Source organism: Microbacterium sp. PA5 (assembly GCF_049860775.1).
In the GTDB taxonomy this organism is placed as follows: Bacteria; Actinomycetota; Actinomycetes; order Actinomycetales; family Microbacteriaceae; genus Microbacterium.
Window position 1 is genome coordinate 2,282,417 of record NZ_CP187567.1, and the last position, 21,908, is coordinate 2,304,324.

Consider the following 21,908-nt stretch of genomic DNA (forward strand, 5'->3'; position numbering starts at 1 on the left):
GGAGGTGGGGTTCAGAAGCCGGGCAGCAGGCGCACGACGAGGTCGATGAGCCAGATGCCGACGAAGGGGGCGACGACGCCGCCGAGTCCGTAGACGAGGAGGTTCCGCCCGAGGATCCGCGACGCGTTCATCGGCCGGTAGCGGACGCCCCGGAGGGCGAGCGGGATGAGGATGACGATGATGATCGCGTTGAAGACGATCGCCGACAGCACCGCGGACGCCGGCGAGTGCAGCCCCATGATGTTCAGGGCCGCCAGCCCCGGGAACACGCCCATGAACATGGCCGGGATGATCGCGAAGTACTTCGCGATGTCGTTGGCGATCGAGAAGGTGGTGAGGGCGCCCCGCGTGATCAGCAGCTGCTTGCCGATCCGCACGATGTCGATCAGCTTCGTCGGATCGGAGTCGAGGTCGACCATGTTTCCGGCCTCCTTCGCCGCCGACGTCCCGGAGTTCATCGCCACGCCGACGTCGGCCTGCGCGAGCGCGGGCGCGTCGTTGGTCCCGTCACCGGTCATGGCGACGAGGTTCCCGCCCTCCTGCTCGCGGCGGATGTAGGCGAGCTTGTCCTCGGGCGTCGCCTCGGCGAGCACGTCGTCGACGCCCGCCTCCCGCGCGATGGCCGCCGCCGTCAGCGGGTTGTCGCCGGTCACCATCACCGTGCGGATGCCCATGGCGCGAAGCTCCGAGAACCGCTCCGTGAGTCCCTCCTTGACGACGTCCTTCAGGTGCACCACGCCGAGCACGCCGGCCGCATCGGGGCCGATCGCGGCGACCACGAGCGGCGTGCCGCCGGACTGGGCGATGCGGTCGGTCTCCCCCGCGAGCTCGGTCCGCTGGGCGTCGCCGGGGGCGTGGCCCGCGTCGGCGAGCCAGGCCGCCACGGCGCTCGCGGCGCCCTTCCGGATGCGCGTGCCGTCGGGCAGGTCGAGGCCGCTCATCCGCGTCTGCGCGGTGAAGGGCACGATCTCGCCCCGCACCTCGTCTCCCGATCCCAGCGCTCCGGCGCTCATCCCCAGGCGCGCGGCGAGCTCGACGATCGAGCTGCCCTCGGGGGTCGGGTCCGCCGACGAGGCCAGGGCGGCGGCGCGCACGAGGTCGCGTTCGGCGACGCCCGCGAGGGGGACGAACTCCGAGGCGCGCCGGTTGCCGTAGGTGATGGTGCCGGTCTTGTCCAGGAGCAGCGTGGTCACGTCGCCGGCCGCCTCGACGGCGCGCCCCGACATCGCGAGGACGTTCCGCTGCACGAGCCGGTCCATGCCGGCGATGCCGATCGCCGAGAGGAGCGCTCCGATGGTCGTCGGGATGAGGCAGACGAGCAGGGCCACCAGCACCGGGATGCTCACCGGGGCGGCCGCGTACGACGCGATCGGGTTGAGGACGAGCGCGACGACGACGAACACGATCGACAGGCTCGCCAGCAGGATGCTCAGGGCGATCTCGTTGGGCGTCTTCTGACGCGCGGCGCCCTCGACGAGGGCGATCATCCGGTCGACGAAGGTCTCGCCGGGCTTCGAGGTGATCCGCACCACGATGCGGTCGGAGAGCACCCGGGTGCCGCCGGTGACGGCGCTGCGGTCGCCGCCGGACTCGCGGATCACGGGCGCGGACTCGCCCGTGATCGCCGACTCGTCGACCGAGGCGATGCCCCACACGACGTCGCCGTCGCCCGGGATGAGCTCGCCGGCCGACACGACCACGACGTCTCCGACGCGCAGCTCCGCCGACGACACGTCCGCAGCCGTCGCCGTCGCGGCCGACGGATCGGCGGCGGGGTCGTACCCCGCGACCCGATGCGCCACCGTGCTCGTCCGGGTGGCGCGCAGCGTGTCGGCCTGGGCTTTGCCGCGCCCCTCGGCCACGGACTCCGCGACGTTCGCGAAGAAGACGGTGAGCCAGAGCCAGGCCGCGATGATCGCGGCGAACGGCACCGGCACCTCGGCGCCGCCCGACGACGAGGGTCCGCCGAGGAACGGCTCGGCGATCGCGATGGCCGTCGTCAGCGCCGCGCCCACCCACACGAGGAACATGACGGGGTTGCGCCACTGGGCGCGGGGGTCGAGCTTGCGGACGGCGCCCGGGAGGGCGGCGGGGATCGCGGCGAGCAGCCGTCCGCGGCCGGCGGCGGCGGGCCGCACGTCGGCGGATTCGGTCAGTGAGGACATGGTTCAGATCAGCCCTTCCGCCAGGGGACCCAGCGCGAGAACGGGGAAATAGGTCAGTGCGGTCACGATGAGGATCGTGCCGACCAGGAGCCCGACGAACAGCGGGCGGTGGGTGGGGAGCGTGCCGGAGGTCTCGGGCACGGCATCCTGCGCGGCCAGCGATCCCGCCAGCGCGAGGACGAGCGCGATCGGCACGAATCGACCGAGGAGCATGGCGACTCCGAGCGCGGTGTTGAGCCACGGCGTGTTGGCCGTGAGCCCCGCGAAGGCCGAGCCGTTGTTGTTCGCGGCCGACGTGAAGGCGTACAGCACCTCGGACAGTCCGTGGACCCCGGGGTTCCAGATCGACGTCGTGGTGACGTCGTCGCGGACGCCGGGCAGGGCGAAGCTCAGCGCGGTGCCGAGCAGCACGAGCACGGGCGTGACGAGGATGTAGAGGCTCGCGAGCTTGATCTCGCGCGGCCCGATCTTCTTGCCGAGGTACTCCGGGGTGCGACCGACCAGCAGTCCCGCGATGAAGACGGCGATGACGGCGAACACGAGGATGCCGTACAGACCGGAGCCGACGCCGCCGGGGGCGAGCTCGCCGAGCATCATGTTGAGCATCGGCATCATCCCGCCGAGCGCCGTGAACGAGTCGTGCATCGCGTTGACCGCCCCGGTGGAGGTCAGCGTGCTCGTCGAGGCGAACAGCGTGGAGCCCACGATTCCGAAGCGGGTCTCCTTGCCCTCCATCGCCGCTCCGGCAAGGCTCGGCGCCGTCCCCGATCCGGCCAGCTCGAACGCGGTCAGCGCGGCGAAGGAGGCGACGAAGAGCACCGCCATCGCGGCCAGGATGGCCCGGCCCTGCCGCCGATCGCCGATCATCGCGCCGAAGGTGCGCGGCAGCGAGAAGGGGATCAGCAGCATCAGCACGATCTCGAACAGGCTCGTCCATGCCGTGGGGTTCTCGAACGGGTGGGCGGAGTTGGCGTTGAAGAAGCCGCCGCCGTTGGTGCCGAGGAGCTTGATCGCCTCCTGCGAGGCGACCGGCCCGCCGGGGAGGGCCTGCGTGCCCCCGCTGACGGTCGTGATCTCGGTGAACCCGGCGAGATTCTGGATGACACCGCCCGCGAGGAGGACGACGGCGGCCACCACCGCGAGGGGAGCCAGGATGCGGAAGGTCCCGCGCACGAGGTCGACCCAGAAGTTGCCGATGGTGCCGCTGCGGCGTGCCGCGATGCCCCGCACGAGCGCGACCGCCACCGCCATGCCGACGGCGGCCGAGACGAAGTTCTGCACCGCCAGCGCCCCCGCCTGGGCGGCGTAGCCGAGGGTCTGCTCCGGCGAGTACGACTGCCAGTTGGTGTTGGTGACGAAGGAGATCGCGGTGTTGAACGCGAGGTGCTCGCTGGGTGCCCCGAGGCCGAGCGCGTAGGGCAGCCAGGGCTGGAGGCGCTGGATCGCGTAGACGAGGACCACACCGACGGCGGAGAACACGAGCACCGAGCGCAGGTACGCCGGCCACGACTGGGCGGCGCGGGGGTCGACCCCGATCACCCGGTAGAGACCGCGCTCGGCGGCGGCGTCCCGGGACGAGGTGTAGACCCACGCCATGTAGTCGCCCAGCGGGCGGTGGGCGAGAGCGAGGACCAGGGCGACGGTGAGCAGGGCGCCGCCGGCGAACACCCACTCCATCAGAACCGCTCCGGCGTCAGGAGGGCGATGACGAGGTAGGCGACGGCGGCGACGCCGAGGACGACGGCGAGCGCTTCGAAGACGATCACAGCTTCTCGACCGCCTTGCCGATGAGGCCGACGATGACGAAGAGGGCGAGCGCGCCTGCGAGGAAGGCGATGTCGAGCACGGAGGATCCGATCGATGGGTGACGGACCGCGAAGTCCGGGCGCCGGGATGACGCAACACCCGATCCCACACCCGGCGGCCGCGCGATCCCCCGGTCCTCACGGAATCCATACGGCTTCGCGCACTTCCCTCACGAAGCCCCTACGCCGGCGGTCGCCTCGGCCGCGGGCGGGGAGCGCCGTCAGCCGCCGAGCGCCCCGACGACCGCGCCGGCGACGCCGCCCGCGATCACGACCGCCCACGCCGGCACCCGGGCGGGCCCCAGCAGCACGAAGGCGGCGATCGCGCCCGCCAGCGATGCCGGACCGGTGATCGCGGCGACGAAGACCGGGTCGTAGAGAGCGGCGGCGAGGATGCCGACGACCGCCGCGCTCGCGCCGCGGACGAGCGCCGCGGTCCAGGTGCGACGGCGCAGGACGTTCCAGAACGGGAGCACGCCCACCAGCAGCAGGAACCCCGGGAGGAACAGCGCCAGGGTCGCGATCGCGGCGCCGGCGACCCCGCCGGGACCGGCGGAGGCCAGCGCCCCGAGGTAGGCGGCGAAGGTGAAGAGCGGACCGGGGACGGCCTGGGCCGCCGCGTATCCCGTCAGGAACTGATCGGCACCGACCCAGCCCGACTGCACGACCGACGCGTCCAGCAGCGGCAGCACGACATGGCCGCCGCCGAAGACGAGGGCACCGGCGCGGTAGAAGGCATCGGCCAGCGCGATCGTGCCGTCGCCGGTGACGCCGGCGAGCACCGGAAGCCCGATCAGGAGCACCGCGAACACCGTGAGGCCGGCCACGCCGACCGCCGCCGGCACGGGGAAGCGCAGCCCCGGAGACGAGGGCGCCGCTCCCCGCGACCAGAGCAGGCCGGCGAGGGCGCCGAGAACGATCGCCGCGATCTGGCTCCACGGCCCGCCGACGACGAGCACGACGGCCGCGGCCGCGGCCGCGATGAGCGCGCGGTTCCGATCGGGCGCGAGCGTGCGCGCCATCCCCCACACCGCGTGCGCGACGACCGCCACGGCGACGACGAGAAGCCCGCGGATCGCTCCCTCGGCCGCGGCTCCGGCGAGGAGGCCCGTTCCCGCGGCGGCGGCGAGCATCAGGAGGCTCGACGGCAGGGTGAAGCCGACGAAGGCGAGCAGCGCGCCGGGGGCGCCGGCGCGCAGCAGACCCACGGCGAAGCCGACCTGGCTCGAAGCGGGCCCCGGCAGGAACTGGCACAGGGCCACCAGTTCCCCGTACTCCTCCTCGGAGAGCCACCGGCGCCGCTCGACGAACTCCGCCCGGAAGTAGCCGAGGTGGGCGACCGGTCCCCCGAAGGAGGTCACGCCGAGGCGCAGGAAGACGAGGAAGACGGCCAGGGCGCGCGGCATGCCGGCAGGTCTCCCGCGGGCGGAGGGCCGGGCGGCATCGCTCATCCGGCACCGTCCGGCGCAGCGGCCCGGCGGCGCCCCGACAGCGCTGCCGCCCGGGCGCGCAGTCCGGCCGCGGACGGCACGTCGCTCGCGCTCCAGGCGGCGACGGCGACGATCACGGCGACCACGGCGAGCAGCGTGAGGAGACCGGTGAGGCCGCCGAGCACCGCGTCGGCGATGGCGTCGAGCGCCGGCGCGGCATCTCCCGACGCTCCGCGGAGCAGCCGGCGCGCGATGCCGACCGCCGCGAGGGTCAGGAGCAGGGATGCCGCGGCACCGGCGGCCGCCAGCGACACTGCGCGCACCCGGCGCCGCGCGAGGAGCACGCCGCCTGCCAGGAGCGCGAGCGCCAGCCACGGGAGCCAGGCCCCCACGGCCACGGCGACGGCGTAGGCGGTGCGGGCGAGGACGACCGAATCGGCCTGCCCCAGCGGCACGACCAGGGACACCTCCGGGATCACCGCGGCGACGCGGAGCCCCTCGTCGAGCAGCGCCTGCCGCGCGGCGCCGACGACCGGCCCCAGGTGCAGCTCGAGCACGCTGTCTTCGCTGATCCCCACGACCCCCGATCCGTCCCAGGTCAGCAGGGCGGTGCCGCGGTCGTGGGTGGTCCGCAGCACGGTCGTCCAGGTGCTCGCGAAGGCGTCGGACTCCACGACCCGCGTGACGGTCCGTTCGATGAGCGCCTGCACGGCGGCCACGGCGGAGCTCTCCAGCAGCGGCAGGGCGGCCGCGGCGCGCGGCGGGAGGTCGAGGGTGGCCAGTCCTCCGAAGAGGTCTCCCACGAGTCCGTCCACGTCGATGCGGGATTCGATCGCCGCCGTCGTCCGCTCGATGACGAGCCCCTGCACCGCGGGGTCGTCGGCCAGGGGCGCGAGCGCCTCGACGAAGCGGTCGGTGTCGACGAGCGCCACCCGCACCCAGGCGCCGACGGCGGCCACGGGCGTCAGCACGACGCCCACGACGATCAGCGCGACAGCCAGCGACCGCCGCACGGGCTATCGCCTCACACGCCGTAGGTGGTGATGAGCGTGGTGAGCTGCTGCCAGAACCACGCGAACCACGCGAGGGAGACGATGATGACGAGCGCGATCGATCCCAGCCAGACCCAGAGGGCGGTCAGGCCCGAGCCGGTCTCGCGACGCAGGACGACCGTGCGACCGATGATGTACACGCCGATCGAGATGACGAGGGCGAAGAACGCCCAGCCCCAGTGGAACGGACGGGCCACGCCGCGCTTCTTGAGCTCGCGCCAGTCGAGCCAGGCGAACACGATCGACGCGGCGATCGTCACGTAGGTGAGCACCGAGACGAGCATCGTCCGGCCGAACCAGTCGACCATCGCGGCGACGGTCTCGGGATCCGCGCCGCTGCCGCGGTACTCGACCGCGACAATCGCGCGCAGGTAGTCCGACCAGTCGATGAGGAACAGGGACAGGACCGGGAGCGTGGACGCCACGATGCAGAGGTAGATCCACAGCGTGTTCGTGTTGACGCCGGGCGCGGACGGGCCCGCGGCGACCGGCGGCGCCGCCTGCGGCCAGGTCGGCGCGGCGGGGTAGGCGGGCGCGGCGGCGTAGGCCGGGGCCCCGGTGTACGCGGGGGCGGCGGCGGGTGCCGCAGGGGGCGTCGGGGCGTACTCGCCGTAGCGGGGCTGCGGCGGGGTGGGAGCGGCCTCCGGCGCCGCCGGGGCGTCGGCCTCGGGAGCAGGAGCGTGCGCGGGCTCCGGGGCGGCAGCGGGCCCCGCGGCGGCAGCCTCAGCCGCAGGAGCGGGAGCGGGCTCCGCGGCGGGCGCGGGCTCCGCGGCGGGCGCGGGCTCGGTGGGCAGCGGCGCGGTGTGCTCGGTCCACTGCGCGCCGTCCCACCAGCGCGTGCGGGTGGGATCGGTCGGGTCGGCGTACCAGCCGGCGGGGGTGCTCATCGGTTGCTCTCCTGGAGTTCGGCGCCCGCGTGGGCGAGTTCGGCGAGGGCCGCGTCGCTCGAGGCGGGCGCCACCCCCGCGACGAGGTCGGTCAAGATGCGGACGTGACGGCCGTGGTCGATGGCGTCCAGAGCCGACGCGCGCACGCAGTAATCGGTGGCGATGCCGACGACGTCGACGTCGACGACGCCGTGGGAGGTCAGCAGATCGCCGACCGTCTCCCCCGCGTCGGTGACCCCTTCGAACAGCGAGTAGGCGGGCTTGCCCTGCCCCTTCTTGACGTGGTGGGTGACCGCCGCGGTGTCCAGCTCCGGGTCGTACTCGGCGCCGGGAGTGCCGGCCACGCAGTGCACGGGCCAGGTGTCGACGAAGTCCGGCTCGCCCGCGGCGAAGTGGCCGCCGTTGTCGCCGTCGGCGTCGTGCCAGTCGCGGGAGGCGACGATCAGGGCGTAGTCCGCGGCATGCGCGGCGAGGTGGGCGGTGATCCCGGCGGCCACGGCGTCGCCGCCTGCCACCCCGAGCGCTCCGCCCTCGGTGAAGTCGTTCTGCACGTCGACGATGAACAGGGCTCTGGTCATATGTCGAGCGTAGCCGGGTCGCCCCCGTTCACAACTCCGGAGGTTCGCGCCGACTCGCTCGCCGAGTCCGGCGTGTCGGGCCTCGGGGCGTCGGATCTCCGGAGTTGCGAACGTCACCACCCTGACTCGGCCCCCAGGCTCGGCGCCCCAGACTCGGCGCCCCTAGGCTGGCACCCATGCTCGCCGCCTCGCTCGCCTTCCTCGGCGCGCTCGTCTACGGCTCCGCGGACTTCCTCGGCGGCCTCGCCGCCCGGCGCCTGCGGCCGCTCCTGGTGACGTCGGTGGCCGCGGTGTCGGGACTCCTCGTGCTCACGCTGGCCTCCCCGCTGCTGGGCGGCGTCTGGCGCGTCGAGGACGTGCTCTGGGGTGCGGCATCGGGCCTCACCGGCGCGATCGCGATCGGGCTGCTCTACGCCTGTCTCGCCCTCGGCCCGATGAGCGTGCTCTCCCCCGTCACGGCGGTCGTCTCGGCCGTCGCGCCGATGCTGTGGGGCCTCCTCATCGACGGCGAGCGCCTGGGAGCCGCGGGCTACGCCGGCCTGGCGCTGGCCGTGGTCGCGATCGTGCTGGTGGCCTTCCTCCCCGGCGAGCGCATTACCCGGCCGTCGCTGCGGGGCCTGCTGATGGCGGTCGGCTCGGGCCTCGCCATCGGCGCCTTCCTCATCCTCATCGACCGCACGGGCGAGGACAGCGGGGTGGTCCCGCTCATCGTCAACCGCGGCGTGGCGGCGATCATCACCGGCGCGATCACGCTGGCGCTCGTGATCGCCGCCGTCCGGCGGGGCCGGACGGTGCGGGCCGCGCTCTCGGCGACGGGGATGCCGGTGGCGCCGACGCCGTCGGGCCGGGCCGACCTCGAACACGCCGGCGACCGCCCGACCGCCCCGACAGCCTCGGCCGCGACGCTCACGGCGGACGCGACAGCCGAGGGCGACGATGCCCCGTGGGGCCGCGCATGGGCGCTGGCGGCGCTGTGCGGCGTCGTCGACGCGACGGCCAACGTGCTGCTGGTGCTGGCGCTGCGCTCGGGAGGCGACCTCGCCGTCGTCTCGGCGCTCACCGCGCTCTACCCGGCGGGCACGGTACTCCTGGCGGCGGTCGTGCTCCGGGAGCACATCGCGCGGATCCAGTGGGCCGGCCTTGCTCTCGCCCTCGCGGCGGGCGCTCTGCTCGCGCTCGCGTGACCGGCTCCCCGGCCGAGGGGCCTCAGCCGCGCACGAAGAGCAGGACCCAGGACACCACGAGGGCCACGACGCCCAGGGCGAGCGCGGCCGCGGCCGCCCAGGCCACGGCACGCAGACCCGGAGGTCGGCGACTGAGCCGCATCCGGTCCCGCCACCCGTAGCGGTACCAGATGCCGATGCGGTCGACGCCCTCCAGCGCCCCGGCATCGTGATCGCCCACCCGGGCGCCGTTCGCATCGCCGTCCGCGTCGTACCAGCGCACGAAGGTGCCCGCGTCCTCGTGGTCCACGAGCCCCTCCGCCGGCAGCCAGGTGCCGTCGGCGACCCAGATGACGACCGCGGCGACGCCGAGCACCAGCGCCCCGATGAATCCGAGCCACGTGAAGATCTCGATCACCGCGTCGAGCGCGTCCACCCGGCCTCCTGGAGCCTTCCGCCCGGCGATCGGGACCGACCGCCGACCCTACGACGAAGGCCCGCCGAGCGACGGGCCTTACTGGTCGAGCCACCTAAGGGAATCGAACCCTTGACCTATTCATTACGAGTGAATCGCTCTGCCGTCTGAGCTAAGGTGGCGCGTGCGCTGCTCGCGCATGCACGATCAACGATCTTACAGGGTCGGCGGGGGTGCCGCGAACCGCGCGAACGCGACCGCGGTGTCGGCGTGTTACAGCCGGATTCGGCGAGGGGACGTCGTCCACGTACGGTCGTCAAGGCACCGCGACGAGGCGAGCGCGGTCCCGATCGCGTTCGACGCCCCGTGCTCTCACGGAGCGTCCGCGGTGCCCCGATCCACAAGGAGCACCACCATGCCGAAGAAGTTCCTCCGAGCGGCCGCCCTGGCCCTCCCCCTCGCCCTGCTGCTGAGCGCCTGCGCCGGCACCGCCCCCGAGCCGGGCGCCTCCAGCGCCGCGCCCGAGTCGACCGGGCCCGTGAAGATCGGCGTCGTCGGCGCCGGCGACGCGTACTGGACGACGTACAAGGAGGCCGCAGCCGCCGAGGGCATCGAGATCGAGCTCGTCGACTTCAGCGAGTACACGCAGCCCAACCCCGCCCTGTCCGCCGGGGAACTGGACCTCAACCAGTTCCAGCACGTGATCTACCTCGCCACCTACAACGTGAACGCCTCCGACGACCTCGTGCCGGTCGGCGCCACGGCGATCTACCCGCTCGGGCTGTACTCGACGAAGTACGCCTCCGTGGGCGACATCCCCGCCGGTGAGACGGTCGCCGTCCCCAACGACGAGTCGAACCAGGCCCGCGGCCTCCTCGTCCTGCAGTCCGCCGGTCTTGTGGAGCTGCAGGACGGCGGCTCGCCGTTCTCGACGGTCGCCGACGTGCTGGACACCTCCAAGGTCAAGGTCGAGGCGCTCGACGCGGCCTTCACCGCCACCTCGCTCCCGGACGTCGCCGCGGCGATCATCAACAACGACTTCGTCGAGGACGCGGGGCTGACCTTCGCCGACGCGATCGCCACCGACGACCCGTCCGACCCGAACGCCCTGCCGTACGTCAACATCTTCGCCGCCCGCGCCGAGGATGCGGAGAACCCGACGTACCAGAAGCTCGTCGAGATCTACCAGAACACCCAGGAGGTGCTGGACGGCGTGCAGGAGGCCTCGGGGAACACCGCGGTGCTCGTCAAGACGCCGGTGGCCGATCTCCTCACCTCGCTCCACGAGGTCGAGGACGACATCCGCGCCAACCAGTAATCCGCCTCGCGTGCGCGGCCCGTTCGATCGAGCGGGCCGCGCACGCATGTCACGGAGGTGACCCATGCCACTGATCCGCCTCTCCGGCGTGACCAAGTCCTTCCCTGCGACGAGCAAGGGCGGTGAGCAGATCGTCGCGGTGGACGACGTCTCGATCGACGTCGCCGCCGGCTCCATCACCGGCATCATCGGATACTCCGGTGCCGGAAAGTCCACCGTCCTGCGGCTGGTCAACGCCCTGGAGCTCCCCACCCGCGGCACCGTGGAGATCGACGGCCGCGACATCACCCGCCTCCGCGAACGCGACCTGCGGGCGCTGCGCAGCGACATCGGCATGATCTTCCAGCAGTTCAACCTGTTCGACTCGCGCACCGTCGCCGGCAACATCGCCTACCCCCTGGAGGTCGCCGGCCGGCCGCGCGGCGAGATCGCGGCGCGCGTGACGGAGCTGCTGCGGTTCGTCGGGCTCGCCGACAAGGCCAAGGCCTACCCCGAGCAGCTCTCCGGAGGGCAGAAGCAGCGGGTCGGGATCGCCCGCGCCCTCGCGACGAGCCCCCGCATCCTGCTGGCCGACGAGGCCACGAGCGCGCTCGACCCCGACACCACGCAGGAGGTGCTCGCGCTCCTGCGCCGCGTCAACGCCGAGCTCGGCGTGACGATCCTCGTCATCACCCACGAGATGGACGTCATCCGCTCCCTCGCCGATCGCGTGGTGGTGATGGAGGCCGGCCGCGTCATCGAGGACGGCGCCGTCTTCGACATCCTCTCCGCCCCGCAGCATCCCGCGACCCGCCGCTTCGTCGCGAGCATCATCGACGAGGTGCCCGCCGGCGAGAAGCTGCAGGCGCTGCGCGCGCGTCATCCGGGGCGCATCGTCACCTTCCGCCTCCGCGACGGTGACGGCTCGCAGGCGGACGTGTTCGCCGCCCTCGCCGGTCACGACGTCCGCTTCGAGCTCATCCACGGCGGGATCAACGACATCGGCGGCCGCGTGTTCGGCCACCTCACGCTGTCGCTCACCGGAGAGGCGGACGCCGTGGAGCGCGCGATCGTCGCAGCCCGGGCGCACGCACCGCTCATCGAGGAGGAGATCCGTGGATAGGCTCATCGACCTGCTTCCCGAGCTGCTGGACGCGACGTACGAGACGCTCTACATCGTCACGTTCTCGCTGATCCTCGGCGGCCTGCTCGGGCTCCTCCTCGGAACGCTGCTCTACGCGTCCCGCCCCGGGAGCCTGTTCCCCAACCGGCCGGTGTTCGCCGTGCTCAACGTGATCGTGAACTTCTTCCGACCGATCCCGTTCGTCATCCTGCTCGCGGCGGTTCAGCCGCTCGCGCGCGGGGTCGGCATCCCGGGCATCGGTGCGAACTTCGGCGTCTTCGCGATCACGATCGCCTCGCTCTTCGCGATCAGCCGCATCGTGGAGCAGAACCTGCTGACCGTCCGCCCGGGCGTCATCGAGGCGGCCCGCGCGGCCGGGGCGAGCCGGGCGCGGATCCTCTTCCGCCTGGTTCCCCGCGAGGCGCTGGGGCCGCTCGTGCTCGGCTACACCTTCATCGTCGTCGCCCTCGTCGACATGACGGCGATCGCCGGTGCGGTCGCGGCCGGCGGCCTGGGCGAGTTCGCGATCGTCTACGGGTTCAAGCAGTTCAACCCGTGGGTGACCTGGGCGGCGGTGCTCGTGATCATCGTCATCGTGCAGGCCGTGCAGTTCCTCGGCAACGGCCTGGCCCGGCGCATCCTGCGACGCTGATCCGCGCGCTCACCCGCAGCGCAGCCCGTCCTCCGGAACGGTCCCGTCGATCAGGTAGGCGACCACCGCGTCGTCGACGCAGGCGTTGCCCTTGTTGAAGCCGGTGTGCCCCTCGCCCACCCGGGTGACGAGCACCCCCGACGACAGCTGCTCGGCGAGGGACTCCGACCACGAGTACGGGGTGGCGGGGTCGTTGGTGGTGCCGACCACGACGATCGGGGCGGCGCCCTCGGCGACGATGGGCTCGCGGACGCCGGTGGGCTCCGCCGGCCACACCGCGCAGACGTCGACGCCCTGCCAGTAGGGGGCGATCGTCGGCGCCTTCTCGGCGATGGTCGCCTCCGCCGCGGCCTGGTCGGCCTCGTCGGTGTCGAGCGGGTAGTCCATGCAGTTGTACGCGCGGAACGCCTCGGTGGAGTTGTCCTCGTACGTGCCGTCGGGGGTGCGCCCGTAGTAGAAGTCGGCGAGCAGGAAGGCGGTGTCGGGGTTGCCGGAGAGGGCGTCGTCGAGGGCCGCCGTGAGGTAGGTCCAGCTCTCCTGCGCGTAGAGCGCCGCGATGATGCCGGTCAGCAGGGCGTCGGCGCCGAGCTCGCGCCCGTCGGAGGCGGGGAGGGGGCTGCGGTCGACACTCGCCAGCAGCGTGCCGAGGTCGGCCATGGCCTCGTCGACCGAGCCGGAGAACGGGCAGTCGTCGCCGTCCAGGCAGTCGGCCATGTAGGCACGCAGCGCCGATTCGAATCCGATCGCCTGCGTGGTGCCGACGTCCAGGCCGGGGATCGACGGGTCGATCGCCCCGTCGAGCACGAGCCGTCCGACCTTCGCCGGGAACAGCTTCGCGTAGGTCGCCCCGAGGAAGGTGCCGTAGGAGTAGCCGAGATAGTTGAGCTGCGCGTCGCCCAGCACGGCGCGCAGCAGGTCGAGGTCGCGCGCGGCGTTGTCGGTGGTGATGTACGGGAGGATGCCGTCGCTCCCGTCGACGCACGCCTGCACGAACTCGTCGTTGCGCTCGGTGAGCTCGGCCTCCCAGCCCGCACTGCCGCGGGGGTCGGCGGGGATGTCGAAGAGGTAGGCGTCCATCGCCCGCGGATCGAGGCACGTCACCGCCGTCGAGCGTCCGACCCCGCGCGGGTCGAAGCCGATGACGTCGTACGCGGCGGCCAGCTCCTCGCCCACGGCGAACTGGGCGCTTTCGGCGATCAGGTCGTATCCGCTCGCCCCGGGACCACCGGGGTTGGTGAGCAGCGACCCGCGTGCGCTGTCGTCTGCGGCACGGCGGATGACCGCCAGCTCGATCTCGCCGGCCTCCGGGTCGGCCCAGTCCAGCGGCGCGGTCACCGTCGTGCAGTCGTAGTCGCCGGAATCCGCCCCCTCGCACCTCTCCCACGCGAGGCTCTGCCCGTAGAAGTCCTCGAAGCCGGCGGGCACGTCATCGAGGTTCGGGCTCTGCGAGGGCGCCGTGGCGTCGGGGGTCTTCGGATCCCACAGGATGCCGCACGCGCTCAGAGCCAGCGCTGCGGCGAGGACGGCGGCGACGACGGCGACGAGACGACGGGGACGGTTGTTCACGGGGTCCTTCCGCTGGCGACGGTGATCAGCATGCTCTCGAGGGCCAGCGCCGGTGCGGCGTTGCCTTCGAGGTTCGTGCGGGTGACAGAGATCTGGTCGAGCACGGTCAGGGTGCGCTCCGGGCTCCATGCCGCGGCGAGCGCGGCGAGCTCGTCGGACAGCTCCCGGTTGATGAGCCCGTCGGCGCGGCCGAACTGGAGCATGAGGGTGTCGCGGTACATCGACTCGAGGTCGGTGAGCACGCGGTCGATGCCATCGCGCAGGCTCCGCGTGGCGCGCCGCTTCTGATCCTCCTCGAGCGCCCCCAGCTGGCCGCGGACGGCGGGCGGGACCGCCGCTCCGGCCGGGATGCCGAGCGTGCGCAGCAGGGACTCGCGCTCGGCGTCGTCGCGTTCGGCCGTCAGCGACTTGGCGTCGTCGGTGGCCAGCTGCACGATGCGCGCGGCGACCTCGACCGCGTCGTTGACGCCCCGCACCCGCAGGACCGCCCGCAGCGTCTCGTCGCGCCGGGCGCGCGCGGCCTCGTCGGTGGCCAGGCGCTGCGCCATGCCGATGTGGCGCTGGGCGAGCCGGGCCGACTGCTCGGCGATGGCGGGGTCCACTCCCGTCCGCTGGACGATGAGGCGGGCGACGTCGTCGACGTCGGGCTCGCGCAGGCGCAGGGTGCGCACCCGCGACCGGATCGTCGGCAGCAGGTCGGCGTCGCTCGGGGCGCACAGCACCCACACCGTGCGCTCGGGCGGCTCTTCGAGCGCCTTCAGCAGGACGTTGCTCGTGCGCTCGACCATGCGGTCGGCGTCCTCCATGACGATCACGCGGTAGCGACCGAGCGACGGGGCGAAGTAGGAGCGCTCGACGAGGGCGCGCGCGTCCTTGATGGAGATGATGACCCCCTCCGTGCGGAGGGCGGCGAGATCGGGGTGCGTTCCGGCCAGCACCTGCCGCATCGCGTTCTCGTCGCCCGGTTCGGCGATGAGCGCCGCCGCGAAGGCGTAGGCGAGGGTCGAGCGCCCGGATCCGGGCGGGCCGGTGATGAGCCACGCGTGCGCCAGCTGCGCCGGATCGGAGGCGGCTGCCTGCAGCTGCGCGACCGCGTCGTCCTGCCCCCAGACCTCGCCCCACGGCACCTGACCCAGCGGGGACGTCGACGCGGCGGTCGCGGGGGCGTCGGAGGCCGTCGTCATGCCGACCAGCCTACGGTGTGGCGCCGACCTCGTCCTGCGACCGGTGGCGTCCGCTCAGGCGAGGACGGCGGCCACGCGATCGCGCACCGCGGCTGCCAGTTCGCCCACGTCGCGCGTGGCGTCGAGGACGAGGAACCGCTCGGGCTCCGCGGCGGCCAGCGCGAGGTAGGCCGCCCGCACGCGGGCGTGGAAGTCGGATCGCTCCGCCTCCAGCCGGTCGAACGGCTTGTCGTCGGCGTCGAGGCGGTGGCGGGCGGCGGCCGGATCGATGTCGAGCAGCACCGTGAGGCGGGGCAGCGCGCCGTCGGCAGCCCACAGCGACAGGTCGCGGATCTCGTCGGCGTCGAGCACGCGGCCCGCGCCCTGGTAGGCCACGGACGAGTCGAGGTAGCGATCCTGGATCACGATCTCGCCCCGGGCGAGGGCGGGCTGCACGAGCGTCGCGACGTGGTGCGCACGGTCGGCGGCGTAGAGCAGCGCCTCGGCGCGCGGCGCGATGTCACCGCGGTGGTGCAGCACGATGTCGCGGATCAGGACGCCGACCTCGGTGCCGCCGGGCTCCCGGGTGCGCACGACGGTGCGACCCTGGCCGCGCAGCCACTCCTCCAGCAGGGCGGCCTGGGTCGTCTTCCCCGACCCGTCACCGCCCTCGAACGTGATCCACAGACCCTGGTCGTGAGCGGGCAGCTCGGCGGGGGCGGATGCCGGGCCGTCCGCGGTCACTTCTTCTTCGCCGGAGTCTTGCGCGCGGTCGTGGTGCGCCGCGTCGTGCGCTTGGGGGCGGGCCCCTTCGCACGCTTCTCCGCGAGCATCTGCACCGCGATCTCGTAGGTGATGTCGTCGGGCGTCTGACCGCGCGGGATGGTGACGTTCGTCGTGCCGTCGGTGACGTACGCGCCGAAGCGGCCGTCCTTGATGCGGATCGGCTTCTCGCTCACGGGGTCGGCCTCGAACTCCTTGAGGGAGGTCGCGGCGCGGTTCGCGTACTTCGGCAGCGCGTAGATCTCCAGCGCCTGATCGAGCGTGATGTCGAAGATGAGCTCCTCGCTGCCGATGCTGCGCGAGTCGGTGCCCTTCTTGATGTACGGGCCGTAGGGCCCGTTCTGAGCGGTGATGTCGACGCCGGTCTCGGGGTCCTGCCCGACGACGCGCGGCAGGCCGAACAGCTTCAGCGCGGTCTCGAGGTCGATCGTCTCGGGCGACATGCTCTTGAACAGCGAGGCACGGCGGGGCTTGGGCGCGGTGTCCTTCTTCGCCCCGCGCTTCTTCGGGGCATCCTCGACCGGCGCCTCCCCTTCGGGGAGCACCTCCTCGAGGTACGGGCCGAACCGGCCGTCCTTGACCACGATGTCCCGCCCGTTCTCGGGGTTCTGCCCGAGAACGCGGTCGCCGCCGACGGGAGCGTCGATGAGCTCGCGCGCCTTCTCGGGCGTCAGCTCATCGGGCGCGAGGTCGTCGGGGACGTTGATGCGGCGCGGGCTCTCCTCGTCGCCGGGCACTTCGAGGTAGGGCCCATAGCGCCCGAAGCGCAGGACCGCGACGTCGCCGATCGGGGTCGAGTTGATCTCCCGCGCGTCGATGTCGCCGAGGTTGTCGACGACGTTGCGCAGTCCCACGTGGTCGTCGGCGCCGAAGTAGAACTTGTGCAGCCAGGTGGCCCTGTCCTGCTCGCCGCGGGCGATCGCGTCGAGGTCGTCCTCGAGTGCGGCGGTGAAGTCGTAGTCGACGAGGTCGGAGAAGTGCTGCTCGAGCAGACGCACGATGCTGAACGCGAGCCAGCTGGGCACGAGGGCCTGCCCCCGCTTGCTGACGTAGCCGCGGTTGAGGATCACGTCGATGATGCTCGCGAAGGTCGACGGACGGCCGATGCCCTTCTCCTCGAGCGCCTTGACGAGCGAGGCCTCCGTGTAGCGGGGCTTGGGACTGGTCGCGTGGCCCTTCGCCTCGACGTCGCGCAGGCTCAGCACGTCTCCCACCGCGAGCGGCGGGAGCGCCTGGTCGTCAGCCTTGTCGGAGTCGCTCCGCTTCTCGTCGCGGCCCTCCTCGTAGGCGTCGAGGAACCCCTTGAAGGTGTAGACGGTGCCGGACGCCGTGAACGCGGCGACCTGGGAGCCGGCGGCGACCTCGAGGGTCACCGTGGTCGTCTCGTACTTCGCGTCGGCCATCTGGCTGGCGATCGTGCGCTTCCAGATCAGGTCGTAGAGGCGCAGTTCGTCGCGGTCGAGACCCGACGACACCGATGCGGGCGTGCGGAAGTCCTCACCGGACGGGCGGATCGCCTCGTGCGCTTCCTGGGCGTTCTTGCTGTTGTTGCGGTAGCTCCGGGGGTTCGCCGGCACCGCCTTGTCGCCGTAGAGGGCCACCGCCTGCGCACGCGCCGCCGTGACGGCCTGCGTCGACAGCGCCGTCGAGTCGGTGCGCATGTAGGTGATGTACCCCTTCTCGTAGAGCCGCTGCGCGACGCCCATGGCGTGCTTGGCGCTCATCGAGAGCTTGCGTCCCGCCTCCTGCTGGAGGGTCGAGGTCGTGAAGGGGGGCTTGGGGCTGCGCGTGCCGGGCTTGGCCTCGACGGCGGTGACGGTGGCGGTGCCGGCGGCCTCGATCGCGCTCGCGAGTTCGCGCACCTGCGCCTCGGTGAGCACGACGACGGCCTTCTTCAGCTCACCGCGGTCGTCGAAGTCGGTGCCGCGCGCCAAGGGCGCGCCGTCGAGCCGCGCGAGACGGGTCGCGAACGCCTCCGAGGCGGCCTTGGCCGCGAGAGCCTCGACGTCCCAGTACGAGGCGGAGACGAAGGCCATGCGCTCGCGCTCGCGGTCGACGACCAGGCGGGTGGCCGCCGACTGCACGCGTCCGGCGGAGGTGCCCTGGCCGACCTTGCGGCGCGTGACGTCGGAGACGTCCCAGCCGTACAGGCGGTCGAGGATGCGGCGGGTCTCCTGCGCGTCGACGAGCGCGAGGTCGAGTTCGCGGGTGTTGTCGACGGCGGCGCGGATCGCGTCGCGGGTGATCTCGTGGAACACCATGCGCTTGACCGGCACCTTGGGCTTCAGGGCCTCGAGAAGGTGCCACGCGATGGCTTCGCCCTCGCGGTCCTCATCGGTGGCGAGCAGCAGTTCGTCGGCGGTCTTGAGGGCGCGCTTGAGCTCGGCGACGGTCTTCTTGCCGCGATCGCTCTCGACATAAAGAGGAGTGAAGTCGTTCTCGATGTCGATCGAGTACTTCCCCACCGAGGTCTTCTTGAGCTCCGCGGGGATGTCCTTCTTGTCGGCGAGGTCGCGGATGTGACCGACCGAGCTGAGCACCTCGTAGCCGTCGCCCAGGTATCCCTGGATCGACTTCATCTTGGTCGGGGACTCGACGATGACGAGCTTCTTCCCCGTCTCGCCCTTGCCCGCCCCGCTCCGGGCTCCGCCCGTGCTCCGCGTGCCCTTGCTGCCTTCAGCCACTGGCGTCCTTTCTTCGTTGCACACCATACACACCGGGAGAGGGTGCAATCGCTGGGAGCCCGGTCCGCCCGCCTCCGGGAGGGCGATGTTCTCTCAGGGCGCAGGACCGGCCCGGGCAACCGCCCTCGCCCGGAACGGTCCGACCGCCGCGCCGACGACGACGGTGGCGACGACCCCGTCCACGACACAGTCCTCCACGCTTGCGCCAGCCCATGCGGCCACGTCGGCGGCCCGCGGGCACGGTGCGCCGCCGATCGCTCCGGTCGCCGCGTCGGCGGCCGCCAGCGCTGCGGCGTCGGCGACCGCGGCGAGACGGACCGCGCGCACCGAGGCCGCCCCCGCGGCCGCGCATCCGACGGCCAGGGTCGCCGTGACGGCGAGCGCCCCGATGACCAGCGCGACGCCCGCCATCAGAGCCCGCCCGCCAGGGCGCACCCCGTCGCCCGGAGGGGCGGGAGCGGAAGCGGCACCGCCTGCGCGACCGTCGCGTCGACGCACGCGAACTCGCCGTCGGAGCGGATGGCGACGCTCACCCCCTCGACGAGCGCCGCGACTGCCGCGCGCACGCGGTCGTCGCCCTCTCCCCGCGCCGCCAGCCGCGCCCCCTGCGCGGCGGCCTGCTCGAGCCGCACCTGCCGGCCTGCGGCGGCGAGGGTGGTCACCGCGAGCAGCACGACCAGGACGACGGCGGGTACGACGACGGCGAACTCCGCCGCCACCGATCCCCGGTCATCTCGGTGGAGGGGCCCATCGTGCCGAGGGCTCATTCGACCGTGAGCGCGCGGCGGACGAGATCGGTGAGGATCCCGCGCACCTCGTCGCTGCGCATGATGACGACCAGCAGCCCGGCGAAGGCGACGGCCGCCATCGTGGCGATCGCGTACTCGGCCGTCGCGGCGCCCGTGTCGTCGCGGAACAGCCGGGCAGCCCGGCGCGCGGTCAGCCGCGGCAGGTGCGGCGACCGTGCGAGGGAGCGGGCGGGCAGGTGAGGGATCATGTGTTTCCTTTCAGGACGGGACGGCGGCACGGGCAGGAAGAGGCAGGGGAAGAGCGGAGGAATACGGATCAGAAGCCGATGGACGACGACGTGAGGACCGACAGCAGCATGGGCGCGACGCCGAGCAGCAGGAAGGCGGGCAAGGTGCAGGCGCCGAGCGGAAGCAGCAGCCGGCCGCCGAGCCGCGCGGCGCGCAGCCGGCCCTCGGTCCGCGCAGCGAGGCGCCGGTCTTCCGCCTCGGCGCGGAGCAGTTCGACGGCCGGCGCACCCGAGCCGCGCGAAAGCGCGATCGTGTCGGCGGTGGCCTCCGACGCGGAGGGGCATCCTGCCGCCGTGACCACGTCGAGCGCGCGGTCGATCGAGACGCCGCCGCTGAGCGCGATCGACAGCAGCTCGTGCTCCCAGCCGGCGATGCCCGGCGGCGGCTGAGCCCGGCGCACGAGCGCGGCGGTCCAGCGGCGGGCCCCGACCATGAGGCCGGCACCGAGCGCCGCGCAGACCAGTCCGACCGGATGGAGCAGCGTGCTCGCCACGTCGAAGCCGAACGCGACCACCAGCACGACGCCCAGTGCCGGAAGCCAGCCGATCAGGCGGGCGGTCGTCGCGGGTTCGGCCAGGGCGACCGCCACATCGGCCCGCGCCTGCTCCGCGTCGCGCAGCGCGTCGGCGATCGCGCGCAGGCTCGGCGCGAGCGGGGCCCCCACCGTGGTGGCGACCCGCCACGCCACGGCGACCTCCCGCCAGGTCCCCCCACGGCGATCGAGCTCGCCGGGGATCGCTGCCGCATCGTGCGCGGCGCCGGCGAGCCCCTGCTCACCGCCGGCGACGTGGTGCCACGCGCGGGCCGGGGTCAGTCCGGCCTGCAGCAGCACGGCGAGGCGGTGCACGCTGATCGCCGCGGTCATCGCGTCCGACGCGGCGGGTTCGGATGGGCGGCGCCGCCTCATGGGAGCTCCTCGACGCCCAGGCGCCCATCGTCGGCGATCAGCCGCCCGAGGCCCGCCACGCGCCGGCGTCCGTCGCGTCCGCGTTCGACGTGGACGATGGCGCCGATGGCGCTCACTGCCTGCCGCGCGACGGCGCGATCGCTCATCCCGGCCAGCGCCCCGAGCGCCTCCAGCCGGGCCGGCACGTCGGCGATCCCGCTGGCGTGCAGCGTCCCGGCGCCGCCGTCGTGGCCGGTGTTCAGGGCCGTGAGCAGCTCGCGCACCTCCTCGCCGCGGCACTCCCCGACCACCAGCCGGTCGGGTCGCATCCGCAGCGCCTCCCGGACCAGGCGCGCGAGACCGACGGCGCCGGCTCCTTCGAGGTTGGCCTGCCGGGCTTCGAGACTCACGTGGTGCGGATGCTCGATGCGCAGCTCGGCCACGTCCTCGATGGTGATGATGCGCTCGCCGGCGGGGACGAGGCCGAGGAGCGCGGCGAGCAGGGTCGTCTTGCCCGCACCCGTGGCGCCCGTGACGAGGATGTTCGCCCGACCGGACACCAGTCCCGCCAGGCGTTCGGCGCCGGCGGCGTCGACCATGCCCCGCCGCCCCAGGTCGTCGAGACTCAGGCGCTCCGCGGCGGGCAGCCGGATCGAGATCGCCGCGCCGCCCCGGGCGACCGGCGGCAGGACGGCGTGCACGCGAGCGCCCTGCTCCCAGCGCACGTCGACGAGCGGCGTCAGGTCGTCGAGGTGGCGGCCGCCGATCCCGACGAGGGCCACCGCGAGCTCGCGCACCGCCTGGGCGTCCGCCTGCCATCCGGCGACGCGTTCGGCGCCCCGCCCGCGGTCGACGAACAGCCCGCCGGAGCCGTTGACGAAGACGTCGGTGACGTCGGGGTCGGACAGATGCGGCAGGAGCGATGCCACTGCCGGATGGTCGGGCACCGCGCGTCGCCGCGTGGAGGATCCGCGCCGACGCGACGCCGGGGAAGGCTCGGTGACGACGAGCTCCCCCGGCGACCGCGGGCCGGGCGGAACGGCGACGTCACCGCGCGGTCGGACGACGAAGGCTTCGGGCATGGCATGACCGTAGGCGGCGCCACACCTGCCGATCGCGGTGTTCCGGAGGCCGGTGGACGGCCGGACGAAGCCCCGTGCTGGGGAGGAGCCCCGGAGATGGAGAGGGGCGGCATCCTTTGGGGGGAAGGATGCCGCCCGGA

Annotated in this window: 22 protein-coding genes and 1 tRNA gene; 4 read left to right on the plus strand and 19 right to left on the minus strand. The window is 73.0% G+C overall.

All coding sequences use genetic code 11. From position 1 onward, the window contains the following. Positions 1–11: 11 nt before the first annotated feature. From kdpB to ACPWUT_RS10885, 8 genes are all read right to left on the minus strand, one after another. Complete coding sequence (gene kdpB, locus ACPWUT_RS10850; protein WP_425837454.1) at positions 12–2,165, minus strand: potassium-transporting ATPase subunit KdpB; 2,154 nt, start codon at positions 2,163–2,165, stop codon at positions 12–14. Between the two features lie 3 nt (positions 2,166–2,168). Then, positions 2,169–3,842, minus strand: coding sequence for a potassium-transporting ATPase subunit KdpA (gene kdpA, locus ACPWUT_RS10855; protein WP_425837457.1), 1,674 nt, complete (start codon positions 3,840–3,842; stop codon positions 2,169–2,171). Continuing rightward, the gene (locus tag ACPWUT_RS10860; protein WP_284527936.1) at positions 3,842–3,931 is read right to left on the minus strand and encodes a potassium-transporting ATPase subunit F; all 90 of its coding nucleotides are present in this window, start codon (positions 3,929–3,931) and stop codon (positions 3,842–3,844) included. Before ACPWUT_RS10860 ends, kdpA begins: the two co-directional genes overlap by 1 nt. After that, positions 3,928–4,080: a hypothetical protein gene (locus tag ACPWUT_RS10865; RefSeq protein WP_284527937.1), complete on the minus strand. Its 153-nt coding sequence runs from the start codon at positions 4,078–4,080 to the stop codon at positions 3,928–3,930. Before ACPWUT_RS10865 ends, ACPWUT_RS10860 begins: the two co-directional genes overlap by 4 nt. A gap of 111 nt (positions 4,081–4,191) precedes the next feature. Next, positions 4,192–5,421: a chromate efflux transporter gene (gene chrA, locus ACPWUT_RS10870; RefSeq protein WP_425837462.1), complete on the minus strand. Its 1,230-nt coding sequence runs from the start codon at positions 5,419–5,421 to the stop codon at positions 4,192–4,194. Further along, the gene (locus tag ACPWUT_RS10875) at positions 5,418–6,413 is read right to left on the minus strand and encodes a hypothetical protein (RefSeq protein WP_425837465.1); all 996 of its coding nucleotides are present in this window, start codon (positions 6,411–6,413) and stop codon (positions 5,418–5,420) included. The genes chrA and ACPWUT_RS10875 overlap by 4 nt, the downstream gene beginning before the upstream one ends. Positions 6,414–6,424: 11 nt before the next feature. After that, positions 6,425–7,339, minus strand: coding sequence for a DUF2510 domain-containing protein (locus ACPWUT_RS10880; RefSeq protein WP_425837468.1), 915 nt, complete (start codon positions 7,337–7,339; stop codon positions 6,425–6,427). Next, complete coding sequence (locus ACPWUT_RS10885; RefSeq protein ID WP_284527941.1) at positions 7,336–7,917, minus strand: isochorismatase family protein; 582 nt, start codon at positions 7,915–7,917, stop codon at positions 7,336–7,338. The genes ACPWUT_RS10880 and ACPWUT_RS10885 overlap by 4 nt, the downstream gene beginning before the upstream one ends. Before the next feature lie 176 nt (positions 7,918–8,093). On the opposite strand from ACPWUT_RS10885, the gene ACPWUT_RS10890 reads away from it, so the two are divergent. Next, a complete protein-coding gene (locus ACPWUT_RS10890; RefSeq protein WP_425837472.1) occupies positions 8,094–9,101 on the plus strand; it encodes an EamA family transporter in 1,008 nt (335 codons plus the stop codon). A 22-nt stretch (positions 9,102–9,123) separates the two neighbouring features. Here the strand turns inward: ACPWUT_RS10890 and ACPWUT_RS10895 are convergent, their stop codons facing one another. Further along, positions 9,124–9,516, minus strand: a complete 393-nt coding sequence (locus ACPWUT_RS10895; protein WP_284527943.1) for a hypothetical protein — start codon at positions 9,514–9,516, stop codon at positions 9,124–9,126. 88 nt (positions 9,517–9,604) lie between these two features. Beyond that, positions 9,605–9,677 (minus strand) — tRNA-Thr (locus ACPWUT_RS10900). Positions 9,678–9,910: 233 nt separating this feature from the next. Here ACPWUT_RS10900 and ACPWUT_RS10905 point away from each other — a divergent pair. The 3 genes from ACPWUT_RS10905 to ACPWUT_RS10915 all read left to right on the plus strand — a co-directional run bounded on the left by ACPWUT_RS10905 (position 9,911) and on the right by ACPWUT_RS10915 (position 12,567). Then, a complete protein-coding gene (locus ACPWUT_RS10905; protein ID WP_425837475.1) occupies positions 9,911–10,813 on the plus strand; it encodes a MetQ/NlpA family ABC transporter substrate-binding protein in 903 nt (300 codons plus the stop codon). Between the two features lie 64 nt (positions 10,814–10,877). Further along, entirely contained in the window at positions 10,878–11,915 is a 1,038-nt protein-coding gene (locus tag ACPWUT_RS10910; protein WP_425837478.1) for a methionine ABC transporter ATP-binding protein, read from the plus strand. Next, on the plus strand, positions 11,908–12,567 hold the full coding sequence (locus ACPWUT_RS10915) for a methionine ABC transporter permease (RefSeq protein WP_284527946.1): 660 nt from the start codon (positions 11,908–11,910) through the stop codon (positions 12,565–12,567). The genes ACPWUT_RS10910 and ACPWUT_RS10915 overlap by 8 nt, the downstream gene beginning before the upstream one ends. Before the next feature lie 9 nt (positions 12,568–12,576). On the opposite strand, the gene ACPWUT_RS10920 is transcribed toward ACPWUT_RS10915, so the two are convergent. The 9 genes from ACPWUT_RS10920 to ACPWUT_RS10960 all read right to left on the minus strand — a co-directional run bounded on the left by ACPWUT_RS10920 (position 12,577) and on the right by ACPWUT_RS10960 (position 21,768). Beyond that, a complete protein-coding gene (locus ACPWUT_RS10920; RefSeq protein WP_425837482.1) occupies positions 12,577–14,133 on the minus strand; it encodes an alpha/beta hydrolase in 1,557 nt (518 codons plus the stop codon). Further along, positions 14,130–15,317, minus strand: a complete 1,188-nt coding sequence (locus ACPWUT_RS10925; protein WP_425837485.1) for a DNA polymerase III subunit delta' — start codon at positions 15,315–15,317, stop codon at positions 14,130–14,132. The genes ACPWUT_RS10920 and ACPWUT_RS10925 overlap by 4 nt, the downstream gene beginning before the upstream one ends. Positions 15,318–15,371: 54 nt before the next feature. Next, a complete protein-coding gene (tmk, locus tag ACPWUT_RS10930) occupies positions 15,372–16,040 on the minus strand; it encodes a dTMP kinase (RefSeq protein WP_425837488.1) in 669 nt (222 codons plus the stop codon). Then, positions 16,037–18,679 (minus strand): type I DNA topoisomerase, encoded by a 2,643-nt coding sequence (topA, locus tag ACPWUT_RS10935; protein WP_425842261.1) that lies wholly within the window; start codon positions 18,677–18,679, stop codon positions 16,037–16,039. Before topA ends, tmk begins: the two co-directional genes overlap by 4 nt. A gap of 177 nt (positions 18,680–18,856) precedes the next feature. Next, positions 18,857–19,174 (minus strand): helicase, encoded by a 318-nt coding sequence (locus tag ACPWUT_RS10940; protein WP_425837491.1) that lies wholly within the window; start codon positions 19,172–19,174, stop codon positions 18,857–18,859. Further along, positions 19,174–19,482, minus strand: coding sequence for a TadE family type IV pilus minor pilin (locus ACPWUT_RS10945; RefSeq protein ID WP_284527952.1), 309 nt, complete (start codon positions 19,480–19,482; stop codon positions 19,174–19,176). The genes ACPWUT_RS10940 and ACPWUT_RS10945 overlap by 1 nt, the downstream gene beginning before the upstream one ends. 44 nt (positions 19,483–19,526) lie before the next feature. Then, positions 19,527–19,760 (minus strand): DUF4244 domain-containing protein, encoded by a 234-nt coding sequence (locus tag ACPWUT_RS10950; protein ID WP_284527953.1) that lies wholly within the window; start codon positions 19,758–19,760, stop codon positions 19,527–19,529. A gap of 68 nt (positions 19,761–19,828) precedes the next feature. Next, the gene (locus ACPWUT_RS10955; RefSeq protein WP_425837495.1) at positions 19,829–20,707 is read right to left on the minus strand and encodes a type II secretion system F family protein; all 879 of its coding nucleotides are present in this window, start codon (positions 20,705–20,707) and stop codon (positions 19,829–19,831) included. Next, positions 20,704–21,768: a TadA family conjugal transfer-associated ATPase gene (locus ACPWUT_RS10960; protein WP_425837498.1), complete on the minus strand. Its 1,065-nt coding sequence runs from the start codon at positions 21,766–21,768 to the stop codon at positions 20,704–20,706. The genes ACPWUT_RS10955 and ACPWUT_RS10960 overlap by 4 nt, the downstream gene beginning before the upstream one ends. Positions 21,769–21,908 lie beyond the last annotated feature (140 nt).

What these genes read in the sequence shown, in the direction of transcription:
- chrA (WP_425837462.1), bottom strand. Translation starts at nt 5,421, where the DNA reads ATGAGCGATGCCGCCCGGCCCTCCGCCCGCGGGAGACCTGCCGGCATG.
- kdpB (WP_425837454.1), bottom strand. Translation starts at nt 2,165, where the DNA reads ATGTCCTCACTGACCGAATCCGCCGACGTGCGGCCCGCCGCCGCCGGC.
- ACPWUT_RS10950 (WP_284527953.1), bottom strand. Translation starts at nt 19,760, where the DNA reads ATGATCCCTCACCTGCCCGCCCGCTCCCTCGCACGGTCGCCGCACCTG.
- ACPWUT_RS10905 (WP_425837475.1), top strand. Translation starts at nt 9,911, where the DNA reads ATGCCGAAGAAGTTCCTCCGAGCGGCCGCCCTGGCCCTCCCCCTCGCC.
- ACPWUT_RS10960 (WP_425837498.1), bottom strand. Translation starts at nt 21,768, where the DNA reads ATGCCCGAAGCCTTCGTCGTCCGACCGCGCGGTGACGTCGCCGTTCCG.
- ACPWUT_RS10910 (WP_425837478.1), top strand. Translation starts at nt 10,878, where the DNA reads ATGCCACTGATCCGCCTCTCCGGCGTGACCAAGTCCTTCCCTGCGACG.
- ACPWUT_RS10890 (WP_425837472.1), top strand. Translation starts at nt 8,094, where the DNA reads ATGCTCGCCGCCTCGCTCGCCTTCCTCGGCGCGCTCGTCTACGGCTCC.
- ACPWUT_RS10885 (WP_284527941.1), bottom strand. Translation starts at nt 7,917, where the DNA reads ATGACCAGAGCCCTGTTCATCGTCGACGTGCAGAACGACTTCACCGAG.
- ACPWUT_RS10955 (WP_425837495.1), bottom strand. Translation starts at nt 20,707, where the DNA reads ATGAGGCGGCGCCGCCCATCCGAACCCGCCGCGTCGGACGCGATGACC.
- ACPWUT_RS10880 (WP_425837468.1), bottom strand. Translation starts at nt 7,339, where the DNA reads ATGAGCACCCCCGCCGGCTGGTACGCCGACCCGACCGATCCCACCCGC.
- ACPWUT_RS10925 (WP_425837485.1), bottom strand. Translation starts at nt 15,317, where the DNA reads ATGACGACGGCCTCCGACGCCCCCGCGACCGCCGCGTCGACGTCCCCG.
- kdpA (WP_425837457.1), bottom strand. Translation starts at nt 3,842, where the DNA reads ATGGAGTGGGTGTTCGCCGGCGGCGCCCTGCTCACCGTCGCCCTGGTC.
- ACPWUT_RS10940 (WP_425837491.1), bottom strand. Translation starts at nt 19,174, where the DNA reads ATGGCGGGCGTCGCGCTGGTCATCGGGGCGCTCGCCGTCACGGCGACC.